The organism is Microbacterium testaceum, from assembly GCF_001476285.1.
Lineage (GTDB): Bacteria > Actinomycetota > Actinomycetes > Actinomycetales > Microbacteriaceae > Microbacterium > Microbacterium testaceum_B.
This window is the reverse complement of the sequence record NZ_LDRU01000015.1, coordinates 23,944-37,945: the sequence shown is the minus strand read 5'-3', so window position 1 is coordinate 37,945 and position 14,002 is coordinate 23,944. Positions and strand designations below refer to the sequence as shown.

General features: G+C 72.8%; 15 protein-coding genes and 2 riboswitches. Of the genes, 9 read left to right on the top strand and 6 right to left on the bottom strand.

Features of this window, described 5'->3' with window-relative positions; all coding sequences use genetic code 11:
• Positions 1-38: 38 nt before the first annotated feature.
• The 5 genes from NS283_RS03305 (at position 39) to NS283_RS18840 (ending at position 3,725) form a co-directional block, all read left to right on the top strand.
• Positions 39-1,103 carry an enoyl-CoA hydratase/isomerase family protein gene (locus tag NS283_RS03305; protein ID WP_081317236.1) on the top strand — a complete coding sequence of 355 codons (1,065 nt, stop codon included), beginning with the start codon at positions 39-41 and terminating at the stop codon, positions 1,101-1,103.
• A gap of 7 nt (positions 1,104-1,110) precedes the next feature.
• Positions 1,111-1,965 carry an LssY C-terminal domain-containing protein gene (locus NS283_RS03300; protein ID WP_058595462.1) on the top strand — a complete coding sequence of 285 codons (855 nt, stop codon included), beginning with the start codon at positions 1,111-1,113 and terminating at the stop codon, positions 1,963-1,965.
• On the top strand, positions 1,962-2,492 hold the full coding sequence (locus NS283_RS03295; RefSeq protein WP_058595461.1) for a hypothetical protein: 531 nt from the start codon (positions 1,962-1,964) through the stop codon (positions 2,490-2,492). The genes NS283_RS03300 and NS283_RS03295 overlap by 4 nt, the downstream gene beginning before the upstream one ends.
• 95 nt (positions 2,493-2,587) lie before the next feature.
• On the top strand, positions 2,588-3,514 hold the full coding sequence (locus NS283_RS03290) for a DnaJ domain-containing protein (protein WP_058595466.1): 927 nt from the start codon (positions 2,588-2,590) through the stop codon (positions 3,512-3,514).
• A gap of 40 nt (positions 3,515-3,554) precedes the next feature.
• Positions 3,555-3,725 (top strand): DUF5302 domain-containing protein, encoded by a 171-nt coding sequence (locus NS283_RS18840; protein WP_193752622.1) that lies wholly within the window; start codon positions 3,555-3,557, stop codon positions 3,723-3,725.
• A 13-nt stretch (positions 3,726-3,738) separates the two neighbouring features.
• On the opposite strand, the gene thiD is transcribed toward NS283_RS18840, so the two are convergent.
• The 5 genes from thiD to NS283_RS03265 all read right to left on the bottom strand — a co-directional run bounded on the left by thiD (position 3,739) and on the right by NS283_RS03265 (position 8,950).
• A complete protein-coding gene (gene thiD, locus NS283_RS03285; protein ID WP_058595465.1) occupies positions 3,739-5,178 on the bottom strand; it encodes a bifunctional hydroxymethylpyrimidine kinase/phosphomethylpyrimidine kinase in 1,440 nt (479 codons plus the stop codon).
• Positions 5,175-5,810 (bottom strand): thiamine phosphate synthase, encoded by a 636-nt coding sequence (gene thiE / locus NS283_RS03280; protein ID WP_058595460.1) that lies wholly within the window; start codon positions 5,808-5,810, stop codon positions 5,175-5,177. Before thiE ends, thiD begins: the two co-directional genes overlap by 4 nt.
• Positions 5,807-6,616: a hydroxyethylthiazole kinase gene (thiM, locus tag NS283_RS03275; RefSeq protein ID WP_081317235.1), complete on the bottom strand. Its 810-nt coding sequence runs from the start codon at positions 6,614-6,616 to the stop codon at positions 5,807-5,809. Before thiM ends, thiE begins: the two co-directional genes overlap by 4 nt.
• Positions 6,608-6,699: riboswitch (TPP riboswitch) on the bottom strand. (Overlaps the previous gene by 9 nt.)
• Before the next feature lie 227 nt (positions 6,700-6,926).
• Positions 6,927-7,283, bottom strand: coding sequence for a GntR family transcriptional regulator (locus NS283_RS03270; protein ID WP_193751386.1), 357 nt, complete (start codon positions 7,281-7,283; stop codon positions 6,927-6,929).
• Positions 7,284-7,288: 5 nt separating this feature from the next.
• Positions 7,289-8,950 (bottom strand): D-alanyl-D-alanine carboxypeptidase family protein, encoded by a 1,662-nt coding sequence (locus NS283_RS03265; RefSeq protein WP_058595457.1) that lies wholly within the window; start codon positions 8,948-8,950, stop codon positions 7,289-7,291.
• A gap of 36 nt (positions 8,951-8,986) precedes the next feature.
• Positions 8,987-9,097: riboswitch (TPP riboswitch) on the top strand.
• On the opposite strand from NS283_RS03265, the gene NS283_RS03260 reads away from it, so the two are divergent.
• The 3 genes from NS283_RS03260 (at position 9,090) to NS283_RS03250 (ending at position 11,955) form a co-directional block, all read left to right on the top strand.
• Positions 9,090-9,728 carry an ECF transporter S component gene (locus NS283_RS03260; RefSeq protein WP_058595456.1) on the top strand — a complete coding sequence of 213 codons (639 nt, stop codon included), beginning with the start codon at positions 9,090-9,092 and terminating at the stop codon, positions 9,726-9,728. (Overlaps the previous riboswitch by 8 nt.)
• A complete protein-coding gene (locus NS283_RS03255; protein ID WP_058595455.1) occupies positions 9,728-11,176 on the top strand; it encodes an ABC transporter ATP-binding protein in 1,449 nt (482 codons plus the stop codon). The genes NS283_RS03260 and NS283_RS03255 overlap by 1 nt, the downstream gene beginning before the upstream one ends.
• Entirely contained in the window at positions 11,173-11,955 is a 783-nt protein-coding gene (locus NS283_RS03250) for an energy-coupling factor transporter transmembrane component T family protein (protein ID WP_058595454.1), read from the top strand. Before NS283_RS03255 ends, NS283_RS03250 begins: the two co-directional genes overlap by 4 nt.
• Before the next feature lie 97 nt (positions 11,956-12,052).
• On the opposite strand, the gene NS283_RS03245 is transcribed toward NS283_RS03250, so the two are convergent.
• A complete protein-coding gene (locus tag NS283_RS03245; RefSeq protein ID WP_058595453.1) occupies positions 12,053-12,787 on the bottom strand; it encodes an aminoglycoside 3'-phosphotransferase in 735 nt (244 codons plus the stop codon).
• A 241-nt stretch (positions 12,788-13,028) separates the two neighbouring features.
• Between NS283_RS03245 and NS283_RS03240 the strand changes: the two genes are divergently transcribed.
• Positions 13,029-13,997 carry a hypothetical protein gene (locus NS283_RS03240; RefSeq protein ID WP_058595452.1) on the top strand — a complete coding sequence of 323 codons (969 nt, stop codon included), beginning with the start codon at positions 13,029-13,031 and terminating at the stop codon, positions 13,995-13,997.
• The last annotated feature ends 5 nt before the right edge of the window (positions 13,998-14,002 follow it).

Genomic DNA, 14,002 nt, shown 5'->3' with positions numbered 1-14,002 from the left:
GGCGGGAGGGCAGCCGGGCGCGTGTGTAACGTGGCAGCGTGAACGCTCAGCGATCCGACGACGATGCCGTCCTGGCGCGAACCCTCCGCGGCGTCGCGCATCTCACCCTGAACCGCCCCCGCGCGATCAACGCCCTCGGGCTGGACATGATCCGCGACCTCGCCGCAGCGCTCGACCGGTGGAGGGACGACACCGACATCGAGCTCATCCTGCTCGACGGTGCGGGCGAGCGGGGCTTCTGCGCGGGCGGCGACGTGCGCGCTCTGCACGGCCTGGTGGTGGAGGGGCGCGTCGACGAGGTGCACACCTACTTCCGCGAGGAGTACGCGCTCGACCACCTCATCGCGACCTACCCCAAGCCCGTCGTCGCGATCGCCGACGGCGTGACCATGGGCGGCGGTATCGGTCTCGCCGGCCACGCCGCGATCCGTATCGTCACCGAGAATTCGCGTCTGGCGATGCCCGAGACCCGCATCGGCTTCACCCCCGACGTGGGCGGTTCGTTGCTGCTCTCCCGCGCGCCGGGACGACTCGGGGAGTACCTCGGTCTCACGGGAGCGACGATGGATGCCGCGGACGCCATCTACGCGGGATTCGCCGACCACCTGGTGCCCACCGCCCACCTGCCGGCGCTGTACGACGCCTTCCAGGTGCGCGCGGATCCCGCGAGTCCGACCGAGCTCGTGCTGCTGTTCGACGAGACCGCGGGGCCCTCGCGACTGGAGGCGGCGAGGCCGTGGATCGACGACGCCTTCGCGGCGGACGACGTGCACGGCATCCTGGAGCGGTTGCGCGCGCGTCCCGAGACCGAGGCCCACGAGACGGCCGAGCTCTTGGCCGACTCGGCACCGACCGCCGTCGCGGTCACGTTGGCGGCCGTGCGCCGGGCGCGCACCCTGCCCGACCTGCGTGCGGCGCTGGCGCAGGAGTACGGTCTGGTCATGTGGTTCGCCCAGACCCAGCCCGACCTGGTCGAGGGCATCCGCGCGCAGCTCATCGACAAGGACCGATCGCCGACGTGGTCGCCACGGCGTCACGAGGATCTCGCGCCCGAGGTCGTGGCATCCGCCCTCGCCTTCGAGCCCGCGCTCGCGCTCTGGTGAGACGCCCATGACCCGCCGGACACGAAGATGGTCGATCGGGCGTCTGCTCGACGGATTCTTCTTCGTGTTCGCCGGTCTCGCCGCGATCTGGCTCGCGTACCTGAGCTTCACGCAGGCGTTCCAGGTCGGCTGGGCGGGTGTGGTGTTGGCGGTGGCGTTCTGGGCGCTGCTCGCCTATCTGGTGCTGCCGCGCCTTCATCGCATCCTCACGGCGATCTACGTGCCGGACTACTTCATGGGGCGCACGCGCACCTCGGACGGGCTGCTCGGCGACCCGGTCAACCTGGCCGTGCTCGGCGAGCGGGAACAGATCGAGCGCGCGATGGCCGAGGCCGGATGGATCGCCGCCGACCCCGTCGGCTGGAGGTCGTCGTGGCGGATCATCGCGTCGACGCTGCGGCGACGCAGCTATCCGACGGCTCCGGTGAGTCCACTGTTCCTCTTCGGGCGCATGCAGGACCTCGCCTACCAGCAGGAGGTCGCCGGTTCGCCGGCGAAGCGGCATCACGTCCGCTTCTGGCAGTGCCCCGACGGGTGGCTGCTGCCGGGCGGACGTCGGGTCGACTGGCTCGCGGCCGGCACTTTCGACCGTGCGGTCGGGCTCTCGCTCTTCACGCTCCAGGTCACGCACCGCATCGACGCCGACACCGACATCGAACGCGACCACATCGTCGCCAGCCTCATGGCGGTGGCCGGGGTGGAGGTCGACGTGATCCGCGACTTCGCGACCGGGTACCACTCGCGGAACGGCGGGGGCGACAGCATCACGACCGACGGCGACCTGCCGATCCTCGACGTGCGCGCGGTGCGGATTCCGGATGCCGTGCCCCGAGGCTCCATCGACGCCGGGGTCGAGCCGTGAGCGGTCGCCGGCAGCCGCGCAAGCGGGCGGCGTTCGAGCCCCTCGCGGTTCCGGGGGAGCGCAACCCGCGGATGCGGCGCCCCGCGGCGACTGTCGCCGGGGGAGTGCTCGTGCTGCTGCGTGCACTCTCGGGCGCCGTGTGGGGCGCGGCGGTGCTGTTCGGGCTGCCGCCGTGGCTGCGCGCCTTCGCGGGTTTCGCGAACGGTGACAACACCATCCCCGCGGAAGACACCATCGAGGATCTCGGCCTGTCGACCGAGACCTTCATCGGGGTGCTCATCGTCGTGTTCCTCGTGCAGCTCGTGTTCGGCATCCTGCTGCTCTGGGGCAGCAATGCGGCGCGGGTCATCGTGATGATCGTGTCGACGATCTCGATCGTCGCGGCGTTCGTGAGCTGGTGGAACGTGGGTGACGAGATCACGGTCGGGACCACGCTGGTGACGCTCGCGCTCGACATCCTCGTGCTGCTCGCCCTGTCGAGTCGGGATGCCGCGGCCTACGCGCGGCGCAACGAGAAGCGCGGCTGAGCGGCTCGCGTCACGCGGCGCCCGAGGCCGTGCACAGGTGCGGCGCGTTAGCCTGAGAGACGCCGCGCACGCGCGCGGCGGAACGGATGACGCAGGTGTTCGACAGCCCGATGTCGGTCTCGGCCTACGAGGTGCTTCGCGTGACGGTCGACGTCGACGACGAAGCGCTCCGTCGCGCCTATCGCGCGCGCCTGCGCGAGACGCACCCCGACACCGGCGGCGACGCGGCGCTGTTCGTCCAGGTGCAGCGTGCGTGGGAGCTCGTCGGAACGCCCGAGGCTCGCGCGGCCTACGACCGTGGCCGCGGATCGGCCCCGGGCGAGTGGAGCGGCGGGGCGACGGCATCCACGCCCTCCCGACCCGCTGACACGCGCCCTCGCGCGCGGTCGCACGGGCAGCCCGGCGGCTGGCGGCGCGAGCGGTATCTGACGTTGATCCGCGAGTGGGTGGGGCGCGGGGTCGACATCGCCGATCCCTACGACCCGGCCCTCGTGCGCTCCGCGCCGCCGGAGATCCGACACATCCTCGCCGATGCGCTCGCCGAGGAGGAGACGGCGCGCCTCGTGTCCGAGCTCGGCATGGGCTACACCGTGTGGCACGACGTGTTCGCCGATCGCGACGGGCGCGACCCCGAGCAGAAGATCGACCACCTCGTGCTCGGCCCGAGCGGGCTGTACGCGATGCTGAGCGAGGACTTCGGCGGCCCGGTGGGTGTTCGGCGCGGTGAGATCTCGGGCGCGAACGTGATCGGATCGCCCGTGACGCAGCTCGTGTCGCGCGCCCGGGTCGTCGCGCGGTCGGCCGGGGTGCGCTTCAGCGGGGCGATCGTGGTGCTGCCCGACGATGCGGTTCTCGATGCGATCACCGACCTCGGCAAGGTGCGGGGGACGCCGGTTGCGCTCGTGACGCGCAGCGCGTTGACGACCCTGCTGCGGCGCGGGATCCCGGGCGCGCGAGAGGTCGGCGGCACGGAGCTGTTCGACATCCGCACGCGCCTGCAGCAGCGGGTCCGTCACGTCTGACGGCCTCGCGCGCCGTCGGGGGCATGCCTAGGGTGGGGACATGAGTACCGACGAGACCCCCTCCGACGACATGAAGCGCAAGTTCCGTGAGGCGCTCGAGAAGAAGAACGGTCAGCAGCGCGCGGGGCAGGCGCACCTCGACGGCAACTCCGCGGTGCAAGGGACGCACGCCGCCGTGACCAAGCGGGAGTTCCGCCGCAAGAGCGGGTGACCCGCCCGCGCGTTCACGACCGCTGCCGGAGCGGCGCGTCGAAGAACGCGAGTTCGAGCGCCATCGAGCGGTCGTAGGCTGCGGCCATCGCGGCCCGGACGTCAGGGGTGGCCGCTCTTGCGGCGGCATCCGTGATCCGGGCGGCGGTGGCCGACGAGGCCTCGAACCTCTCGTCGCCGTAGGCGGTGAGCCAGTCGGCGTAGGGATGATCGGCCTCGAACGTGCCGCGCCAGCGGACGCCGATGTCGGTGTAGAGCACGAAGCACGGCAGGATCGCGGCGACCAGGACCGCGTACGAGCCCGCGGCCGACGCGGCGTGCAGGTGCTCGGTGTAGTCGAGGGTGGATGCCGCGGGCTCCAGGTTCCCCGGATCGACGTGCGACTGGTGCAGCGCCGCCTCCTCCTCGAGGCACGACACGGACGCGGCCGCCCAGAAGCGCTGCTCATCGACGGTGGGGGCGAGCGCGGCGGCTCGGGCGAGCACGCGCGCGTACTCACGGAGGTACAGCAGGTCTTGGCCGAGGTACCAGGTGAAGGCGTCGCGATCGAGGTTCCCGGATGCCAGTCCTCGGACGAACGCGCACGCGTCGACGTCGGCGCGGGTCGAGGCGGTGGCATCCCAGCGCTGCGCGCTCCACGAACGGCCCAGGTCGATGTGCGGGCGAAGCTCGTGCAGGCGGTCGATGGGACCGTTGCCCCGGCCGACGTGGAGCTCGTCGGCGTGCTCGAGGGCGCCGGTGAGCCAGCGCTTGGCGCGCACCAGGGCGTCGGGCCACGACAGGCCGTGCGCGGCGAGGGTCGCCATGGCGGACGACAGCGAGCAGCCGGTGCCGTGTGTGTGGCGGGTGGCGACGCGCGGGCCGGTCACCGGGTGGACGCCGAGCGTGTCGACGATGGCATCCGGGCTCTGTTCGCCGTCGAGGTGTCCGCCCTTCAGGAGGACGGTGGTGTCGGCGCGCGTGGCGAGCGTCCGGGCCTGGGCGACGGCGGCGTCCCAGGTGCGGGCGAGCGGTTCGCCGACGAGGACGGCGAGCTCGGGCAGGTTGGGCGTGACGAGGTCGGCGCGTCGGCAGAGTTCGCGGACCGCGGCTTCGGCGTCGCCCTCGAGGAGGCGGTCGCCGCTGGTCGCGACCATGACGGGGTCGAGGACGACGAGCGGTGGACGCACGGCGGACAGCCATGCGTCGACGGTCGCCACGACGTCGGCGGAGCCGAGCATCCCGATCTTCACCGCGTCGATGACGACGTCGTCGCTGACCGCGCGCAACTGCGCGTCGAGGAATCCCGGGGGAGGCACGTGCACCTCGCGCACGCCGAGGGTGTTCTGGGCGACGAGCGCGGTGACGGCCGCCATGCCGTAACCGCCGAACGCGGCGATCGCGCTGAGGTCGGCCTGGATGCCGGCACCCCCGGTCGGGTCGGTGCCCGCGATGCTGAGGACGCGGGGGATCATGCGGCGGCCGCCCGGAGCGCGCGCACGACCGCGCCGGGATCGTCGGCCGCGCACACGGCGGAGACGACGGCGACACCCGCAGCTCCCGCACGGCGCAGGGGGCCGACGTCGTCGACGTCGATGCCGCCGATCGCGACGCACGGCAGGACGGTGGATGCCGCGAGCTCGGCGAATCCGTCGACGCCGAGCGGTCGTGGGTGGTCGGGTTTCGTCGCGGTGGCGCGGATGACACCCACACCCAGGTAGTCGAGCGTGCCGTCGGGGAAGGCTGCGGCGGCGGCAAGATGAGCGGGCGTGTTCGCGGTCCAGCCGACGAGCGCGTCGGGGCCGAGCAGGGTGCGTGCGATGTCGACGGGGAGGTCGCTCTGCCCGAGGTGGATGCCGTCGACGCGGGCGCCGTTCGCTCGCGCGGCCAGCACGATGTCGAGGCGGTCGTCGACGACAAAGGCGCATCGGCCCGCGATGACGTCCGCGAGGTCGAGAGCGCGGGCGTAGAGCTCGCCGCCGGTCGCGACCTTGTCGCGCAGCTGGACGACCGTGACGCCCGCGTCGACGGCCTGGTCGACGATGTCGCGCAGCCGCGAGAACGGCACGCGGTGGTCGGTCACGAGGTGCAGGGAGAGGTCGGTCATCGCGGGAGCTCCACCCGGTCGCGGAGATCTGCGGGCTCGATGGCGGCCAGCTCGTCGAGGAAGGCGACGGCGAACGACCCCGGTCCTCGGGCTCCGGATGCCGCCCGCTCCGACGCCACGGCCCAGACGGCGCTCGCCGCGGTCGCGGCCTCGAACGGCTCCGCGACCGCCGCGAAAGCGGCCATCGCCGCGCCGAGCGCGCACCCGCCGCCGGTGACCTTGGTGAGCAGGGCGCTGCCGCCGGGGACTCGGGCCGTGCGGGTGGCATCCACGATGAGGTCCGTCTCGCCCGACACGGCGACCGTGCCACCGGTGCGGACAGCGAGGGTGCGGGCCGCGTCGAGGGCGTCGTCGGCGGCGTCGGTCGTATCGACCCCGCGCCCGCCCGAGCCCGCGCCGGCCAGAGCGAGGATCTCGGAGGCGTTGCCGCGAATGATCGCGGGCCGCGCGTCGAGCACCTCGTGCGCGAGTGCGGTGCGGACGGGGAGGGCGCCCACCGCGACGGGGTCGAGCACCCACGGCGTGCCGGCTGACACGGCTTCGCGGGCGGCGTCGCGCTGCTCGGCGGTGGGGGTGCCGAGGTTGACGAGCACGCCGCCGGCGATCCGCGCGAACATGCCCGCTTCGCCGGGGATGTCGCACATGGCGGGCGCCGCGCCGAGGGCGAGGAGCGCGTTGGCGGTGAAGTTCGTCACCACCGCGTTGGTGATGCACTGCGTGAGCGGCGACGTCTCGCGCAGGAGCGCGAGGGCTTGAGTGTGGGCTTCCGCGGGGGCGGACGGAGACGACGACGTGCGAACGACCATTCGCGACATCCCTTCGCTAGTACGAACTAGATCAGGTTCGACGGGTGTGTTCTCAGCCCTGGCGGGCACCCCGTGTCACTGCGGGCGACGGTAGCACAGCCGTCCCGGCGCTCGGGTGCGAGGCGGGGGCGTGGTGGCCGTGGCATCCATAAACGCGATTCGCGCGCAGAAACGCGTGGAGAGCGTGTTTATGTGAGCGAACGGCGTTTATCGCCCGAGCTCGGCGCCCCGCGCCGACGCCGCAAGCACCGAGGCCGCACACGCCGACGCGGCGAGCGCCGACGCTGCACACGCCAAAGCGCCCCGGCGGCTAACCGTCCGCCAGCGCCGCCCGCACCAACTCCACCGCGTCGTCGGGCGCGATGCCCAGACGACGGACGGTGTCGGCGTAGGCGCGCGCCGCCTCCGCCGCGCGCGCCGACGCGGAGTCCGTGCCGCGCACGACCGTGCCGGCGCGGCCGCGCGTTTCGACGTAGCCCGCTTCCTCGAGCTCCTTGTACGCGCGGGCGACGGTGTTCGCCGCGAGGCCCAGGTCGGTCGCGAGCGTCCGCACCGGGGGCAGGCGCGTGCCCGCGACCGTCGACCCGTTCTCGATGCCGGCGATGATCTGCGCCCGCACCTGCTCGTAGGGCGGCGTCGGGGAGGTGGCATCCACTCGGATGTCCATGCCGCTCATTCGTTCAGACCGAACAGATCGAGGGGGTGCGTGAGGCGCCAGAGCGGGTCCGGCGGGTCGATCGTGTCGGTCAGCTGAGCGTCGACGGTGTCGGTGTTGAGCGGGCCCGTCACGGTGAGCGTGCCGACGTCGTCGCCCGCCGCGCGTGAGTCTCCGAGGTCGAAACGTGTGGAGGTCCCGGCGACGGCGCTGTTCCACAGCACGACCGTGGCGTCCGCGGTCGTGACGATGTTCGACTCCTGACCCCAGAGCGTCTCGACGCGGCCGATCACGGTGCCCGAGGTCACCGAGGGTCGCGGCTGCAGCTCCTCGGCGATGCGCGCGTAGAGGTCGCGGCTCGCTTGGTTGCGTTCGTCCGGTCCGGGCTGGCCCAGCACCGCCGCGTACGCGCGGACGGTCACCGTGCCGATCGTGAAATCCTTCGCCGACAGAAGGTTCCACGCGTCGAGGGTTCCGGTCTTCACCCCGACGACGCCCGGATCGGCGAGCAGCGGGTTGCCGTTCTTGAACGACCCGGCGCCGGGCAGGGTCAGCTCGGGCGTTCGCACGATCTCGGCGATCACGGGATTCGCGAGGGCCTTCTCGGCGAGCGCGATGAGCGCCGCGGGGGTCGCGGTGTTGCCGGCTTCGATCCCGGTCGGGTTCACGATCGTGATGCCCGTGATCCCGCGTTCCGCGAGATACGTGTTCGCCGCGGCGGCGAAGTCCGCGTTCGAGGGGAAGAGATCGGATGCCAGCCGCTGGGCGTAGTTGTTCGCCGAGGCGATCAGCATGCCCTGGAGCATCTGCAACTCGGTCAGGCTGCCGTCGACGGGAACGTCGAGCGAGGACTCTCCGCGGGCGCGGTACTGCCAGTAGTCGGCGCTGTCCGCCTGCGTGAACGCGTACGACGGCCCCTGCTCGCCCGGGCTGAGCGGCAACCGGTCGAGGACGACGAGTGCCGTCACGATCTTGGTGATGCTGGCGATCGACTCGGGCGCGCTCGCCGACGAGGACAGCTCGCCGGGCACGCCCTCGAGAGCGATCGCGGCCTCGCCCTGCGCCGGCCACGCGGGGTCGGCGGGCGGCGCGGCCGTGGGCTGGAGGGCGATGGGCGTGACCGTGGGCTGCACGGCGTTCAGTGGCCACAGCAGCGTCGTGGCGGTGTAGGCGCCGATCAGCAGGATCAGGAGGATCGTCGGGACCACCGTCGCGGGACGCAGGATGCGACGACGACGTCGACCCGCGAGCAGATCGACGGGGCGTCCAGTGGCGCCGGAGACGACGAAGGCGGGGGCCGGGCGGGGCGCAGCCGCCGCGTCGGGGTCGACCCACCCGAGTGCGCCGAGGGCCGCCGAAGTGGGATCCGGCTGCGGCGCCGGAGAGGGGGCGGATGCTGCGGGCCCGGGCTCCGGCGGCGTCGCGGGCGCGGTGGGTGCGGGCTGCGGCGCGGAGGCGGCGGGTGCGAGCTGCGATCCGGCTTCGGGCGCGGGCCCCGCCGCACTCGCGCCGTCCGCGGGGGCGTCCGGAAGCTCCGCCGCGGGTGCTCCATCAGAGGGAAGCGGGACGTCCGCCGACGTCGTCGCGGGTGCCGGATCCGGCGAGGGCATCGCCTCGTCGGCCCGCAGATCAGCGGAATCTCGCGCGGCGCGCCGCGTGGCCGGAGTCTGCTCGTGCACCCGCCCACGCTACCCCGGGCGTCCCCCTATACTCGTCAGCACAACCACGGGAGTCCGGTGAGCCGGGCTGAGAGGAAGCGAATCCACGCTTCGACCGTCGAACCTGATCCGGATCATGCCGGCGCAGGGAGGAGAAGAAATGCACACGTCCACGTCTGCGCGCACGGCCCCCGCCGTGGCATCCGCCTCTCGTTTCTCATGGCGGGTCGTCGACATCGTCGTCGCTGCCGTCCTGGGTGTCGCGGTCGGTCTCGTCTTCTGGGGCTGGAACACCGTCGGCGGGCTGTGGTTCGTCGCGATGGACGGCCTGACCCCCGGCCTCGGTGGCATCGCGGTCGGCATCTGGCTCATCGGCGGTGTGATCGGCGGTCTGATCATCCGCAAGCCGGGTGCTGCGCTTCTCGTCGAGCTGATCGCCGCCGTCGTCTCGGCGCTCATCGGCAACGTCTGGGGCCCCCTGACCATCGTGTCGGGTCTCGCGCAGGGGCTCGGCGCCGAGCTGATCTTCCTCGCGTTCCTCTACCTGCGCTTCTCGCTCCCCGTCGCGATGCTCGCGGGCGTCGGAGCCGGTGTGGGGGCGTGGGTCAACGAGCTGTTCGTCGGGTCGTCGCCGAACATCGCCAAGACGGTCGAGTTCAACCTCACCTACCTCGGCACGCTCGTCGTCTCGGGTGCCCTCCTCGCGGGTCTGGTCGGATGGCTGCTCGTCCGCGCGCTCGCCGCGACCGGGGCGCTCAGCCGATTCGCCGCCGGGCGGGAAGCACGCCGCGACGTCTGATGCCGGGCCCCGCGCGCGTCGACGTCGAGGGCTGGGGCTGGCGCTACGCCGGCCGCAAGCTCCCCGCCACGCGTGACGTCGACCTGACGATCGAACCCGGCGAGCGGGTCCTCCTTCTCGGGGCCTCGGGAGCCGGGAAGTCGACCCTGCTCGCGGGCCTCGCCGGACTCCTCGGCGGCAGCGACGAGGGAGTGGCCACGGGCCGCATCCTCGTCGACGACCGCGCCCCCGAGGGGCAGCGCGGCCGGATCGGTCTCGTCCTGCAGGATCCCGAGGCCGGGATCGTGCTGTCGAAAGTCGGCGACGACGTGGCGTTCGGCTGCGAGAACCTCGGTGTACCCGCGGCGGACATCCCGGCGCGGGTGGCGGATGCCGTGGCATCCGTGGGTCTGTCCGTGCCCCTCGACCGCCCGACGAAGGCGCTGTCGGGTGGGCAGAAGCAGCGTCTGGCGCTCGCGGGCGTGCTCGCGATGCGTCCGGGGCTGCTGCTGCTCGACGAGCCGACCGCCAACCTCGACCCCGAGGGCGTCGCCGAAGTGCGGGCGGCGGTCGAGCACGTCGCGCGCACCGACGGGACCACCGTCGTGCTGATCGAGCATCGCACCGCGGTGTGGGCCGACCTCATGACCAGGGTCGTCGTGCTCGCGCCCGGCGGGGGCGTCCTGGCCGACGGTCCGCCCGATCGCGTGTTCGCCCAGCACGGTGACGCGCTCGCCGCCGCGGGCGTGTGGGTTCCGGGGCGTCCGGTCGATCTGCCCGTGCTTCCTCGCCTCGAGGGTCCGGATGCCGCGCTCTCGACGCGGGCGCTGTCGATCGGGCGCGAGCGGCGCACGGTCGTCGCCGCGGGACTCGACCTCGCCGTCCCGCGCGGCGCCGGGACGGTCGTCACCGGGCCGAACGGCGCGGGCAAGTCGACCCTGGCGCTGACCCTCGCGGGGCTCCTGCCGGAGCTCTCGGGAGAGGTCGTCGCCACGGAATCCCTCGCGGCTCGCGGCATCCGTCGTCCCTCGCGCTGGCGCTCGACCGAGCTGCTGACCCGCATCGGCACGGTGTTCCAGGAGCCGGAGCACCAGTTCCTCGCGCCGACCCTCCGCGACGAGCTCGCCGTCGGGCCTCGGGCTCTGCGGATGCCGGCGGCCCAGGTCGACGCGATCGTCGACGAGCTTCTCGAGAGGTTGGACCTGGCATCCCTCGCCCTCGCGAACCCCTTCACGCTGTCGGGCGGGCAGAAGCGACGCCTGTCGGTGGCGACGGTGCTCGCGGCCTCGCCCGAAGTGATCGTGCTCGACGAGCCGACATTCGGCCAGGATCGGCGCGGATGGAGCGAGCTCGTCGCGCTGCTGCAGCGCGAGATCGCGCGGGGGCGCACCGTCGTCGCCGTGACCCACGACGCGGACGTGGTGCGGCACCTCGGTCAGCACCGCATCGCGCTGGGGGACGCGGCATGACCGCGGTCGACGTCGCGCCCCGCACGGCGTGGCTCGACGGCGTGAATCCCGTGACGAAGGTCGCGATGGTGGTGGTGCTCGCGCTCCCTCTGCTCATCTCGGTCGATGCGGTGAGCGCCGCCGTGGCGCTCGTGCTCGAGCTGCTGTGCGTGCCGCTTACGGGTCTGCCGTACCGCGTCGTCGCGAAGCGCCTCGTGCCGGTGCTGCTTTTCGCCCCGGTAGCCGCGGTGAGCATGCTGCTGTACGCGCGACCGGGGGGAACCGTCTACGGCACCTTCCTCTTCGCGACGATCAGCGACGACTCGCTCGCCCTGTCGTTCGCCGTGCTGCTGCGAGTCGTCGCGCTCGCGCTGCCCATGATCCTGCTGTTCGCCCGGACCGACCCGACCGAGCTCGCGGACGCCCTGGCGCAGGTCGCGAAGCTCCCGAGCCGGTTCGTGCTCGGCGTGCTCGCGGGCGCGCGCACGGTCGGGCTCTTCGTCGACGACTGGCGCACGATGACCCTCGCGCGTCGCGCGCGCGGCCTCGGTGACCGGGGGGCGCTGCGCCGGTTCTTCTCGATGGCGTTCGTGCTGCTGGTCTTCGCCGTGCGCCGCGGGACGACGCTCGCCACCGCCATGGAGGCCCGCGGCTTCGGCGCCGACGTCGAGCGCACGTGGTCGCGTCCCTCGACGCTGTCGCCTCGGGATGCCGTCGCCCTCGCGGGTGCCCTTGGACTCGTCGCCGTGGCGCTCACGGCCGCGGTGGTGTCGGGCGCGTTCCGCGTGGTCGGCACGTGATGTGTCCGCCGTCGAGTGTCCAGGAAACGCCGTAACTGCGCCCCGAGATACGGCGTGTCTTGGACACTCGACGGATGGGGGCGCGGGCGGCAGGGCGTTACGTCGCGTTCCAGAGAGCTCGGTAGTACGCCAGGCGGGTGGCATCCGGAGTGACGCCGTAGGCCGCGAGCAGCGGCTCCTCCCAACCGGGACCGTAGTTCCAGGTCGTCGACATCGCCGCGACCGCGATATCGGCCCAGCGATCGGCGACGCCGAGGGCGCCGAGGTCGACGTGAGCGGTCCACTCGCCGTCCTCGGCGACGAGGGTGTTCGGCACGCACGCGTCGCCGTGGCAGACGACGACCCGATCGATCGGCGGGGCGTCACGCAGGTCGGCGGGTACCCGGATGCCACGCCCCGCGGCATTCGCCAGACGGTCGGGCACCGCCCACGAGAACGGACACTCGACCACGGGGAGCGCCTCGTGCAGCGCCCGCAGACCTCGCCCCACCGCCCGCACCGCACGAGCGGGATCGGCGATCCACCGCGGATCGACGGCGGAGCGCCCCGGCATCGCCTCGGTCACGAGCCACTCGTGCGTGGCATCCTGCCCCTGCTCGAGCACGCGCGGCACGGGGGTGAACGCGCCCGCCCAGCGCAGACGTTCCGCCTCGGCGCGCATCGAGGTCTCGGCGTTCCGCGGCCCGAACTTCACGAACCGGATGCCGTCGGTCCCCGCCGCCCGGAACGTCACACCGCCGATCGCGTTGCGCCACACCGGTTCGAGCGCCGCGTCGCCGGCGATCTCCCGCACGCGCTCCGGGACGGGCTCGGACGCCGCGGGGATGCTCATCGCTCGATCCTCGCGCGCTCCCCGCGCGGGCGCGAGCCCGCGGCGGGCTGAACACGGGTCGAGTGTCCAGAACACCCGGACGTTTTTCGCGGGACTCCGGGTGTTCTGGACACTCGACGGGCCGCGCCGCTCGCGGTGGCGCGCGGCGGCGCGTCCCCGACCGGCGCGCGAGCGGCCGAGCAGGTGCGGCCCCGGCCAGCCGGGCCCGTGGTGGGCGTGCAGAATGAGGACCGGGGGTGTCATGGAACTGTCGCTCGGGATTCTGGCGGTGAGCGTGGCGGTCGCGGCCGCGGTGCTCTTCGCCGCTCTACCGCGGATCGGTACTCCGGGGGCGATGACGCTGTTCCTGCGCTACGCCGCCGTGTCGGGCGTGGCCGCGGTGGGCTCGAGCGCGATGTACTTCATGTACACCGCGGCTGACGGGATCATCGCCCTCGTGCTGGGCGACGTTGCGATGGTGCTCGCTCCCGCACTGCTGCTCGTGGCGCTCAAGGTGCTCGCGGGGCAGAGAGCGCGACGCTGGGCGCTCGCGAGCCTCGTCCTCGCCCTGATCACGGCCATCGTGACGGCGACGGTGCCGCTGCCGGCATCCCTGGCGGTGAAGGTGCTCCTGATCACGGTGCCCTGCACGGCGTGCGCCCTCGCGGCGGCACGTATACGCCTCGAGCCGCGCTGGCCGATGCGTGTGATCCTCGTCGCCAACGCCGCGTACGCGGTCTACTCGGCGGCCCGGGTCGTCGTGGGATTCGCGGCGGGATGGGAATCGTCGCTGTACGACCTCGGCTTCTCGTTCGGTCCGGCGACGTTCGCCGGGTCCGCTGCCATCGTGGCGATCGGGGTCGCCGTCGTGCGCGTTCGACTCGGGCCGCGGACCCCCGAGTTGCCGCTCACCTGCCCGGCCGGGCGAGCGGTCGTCGTGGGCGATTGGGCTCTGGCATCCGCCGCATACGGACAGGAACGCATGCGGGCGATGGTCGCCGAGCTGCAGAGCACGGCGCGGACGTTCGACGAGACCGCGCGAGACCTCCCTCGCGGGGTGGAGATCACGATGCCGGACGCAATTGCGAGGCTCGGCGACAGTCTGCGCGACGTGTACGGCTGGAAGCCCGACGAAGTCGCGCTGCTCGTCGACGGAGCGGCGACGGCCGCCATCCACACCCATCCGCAGCGCACGGGGCGGCGACGCGGGCGGGGCTCGGCGCGAACCTGAGTCCC

Excerpts from the sequence above, each read along its gene's own strand:
- NS283_RS18840 (WP_193752622.1), top strand. The coding sequence starts at position 3,555 with ATGAGTACCGACGAGACCCCCTCCGACGACATGAAGCGCAAGTTCCGT.
- thiE (WP_058595460.1), bottom strand. The coding sequence starts at position 5,810 with ATGACCGACCTCTCCCTGCACCTCGTGACCGACCACCGCGTGCCGTTC.
- NS283_RS03245 (WP_058595453.1), bottom strand. The coding sequence starts at position 12,787 with ATGAGCATCCCCGCGGCGTCCGAGCCCGTCCCGGAGCGCGTGCGGGAG.
- NS283_RS03260 (WP_058595456.1), top strand. The coding sequence starts at position 9,090 with ATGCACACGTCCACGTCTGCGCGCACGGCCCCCGCCGTGGCATCCGCC.
- thiD (WP_058595465.1), bottom strand. The coding sequence starts at position 5,178 with ATGATCCCCCGCGTCCTCAGCATCGCGGGCACCGACCCGACCGGGGGT.
- NS283_RS03255 (WP_058595455.1), top strand. The coding sequence starts at position 9,728 with ATGCCGGGCCCCGCGCGCGTCGACGTCGAGGGCTGGGGCTGGCGCTAC.
- NS283_RS03250 (WP_058595454.1), top strand. The coding sequence starts at position 11,173 with ATGACCGCGGTCGACGTCGCGCCCCGCACGGCGTGGCTCGACGGCGTG.
- thiM (WP_081317235.1), bottom strand. The coding sequence starts at position 6,616 with ATGGTCGTTCGCACGTCGTCGTCTCCGTCCGCCCCCGCGGAAGCCCAC.
- NS283_RS03270 (WP_193751386.1), bottom strand. The coding sequence starts at position 7,283 with ATGGACATCCGAGTGGATGCCACCTCCCCGACGCCGCCCTACGAGCAG.
- NS283_RS03300 (WP_058595462.1), top strand. The coding sequence starts at position 1,111 with ATGACCCGCCGGACACGAAGATGGTCGATCGGGCGTCTGCTCGACGGA.
- NS283_RS03240 (WP_058595452.1), top strand. The coding sequence starts at position 13,029 with ATGGAACTGTCGCTCGGGATTCTGGCGGTGAGCGTGGCGGTCGCGGCC.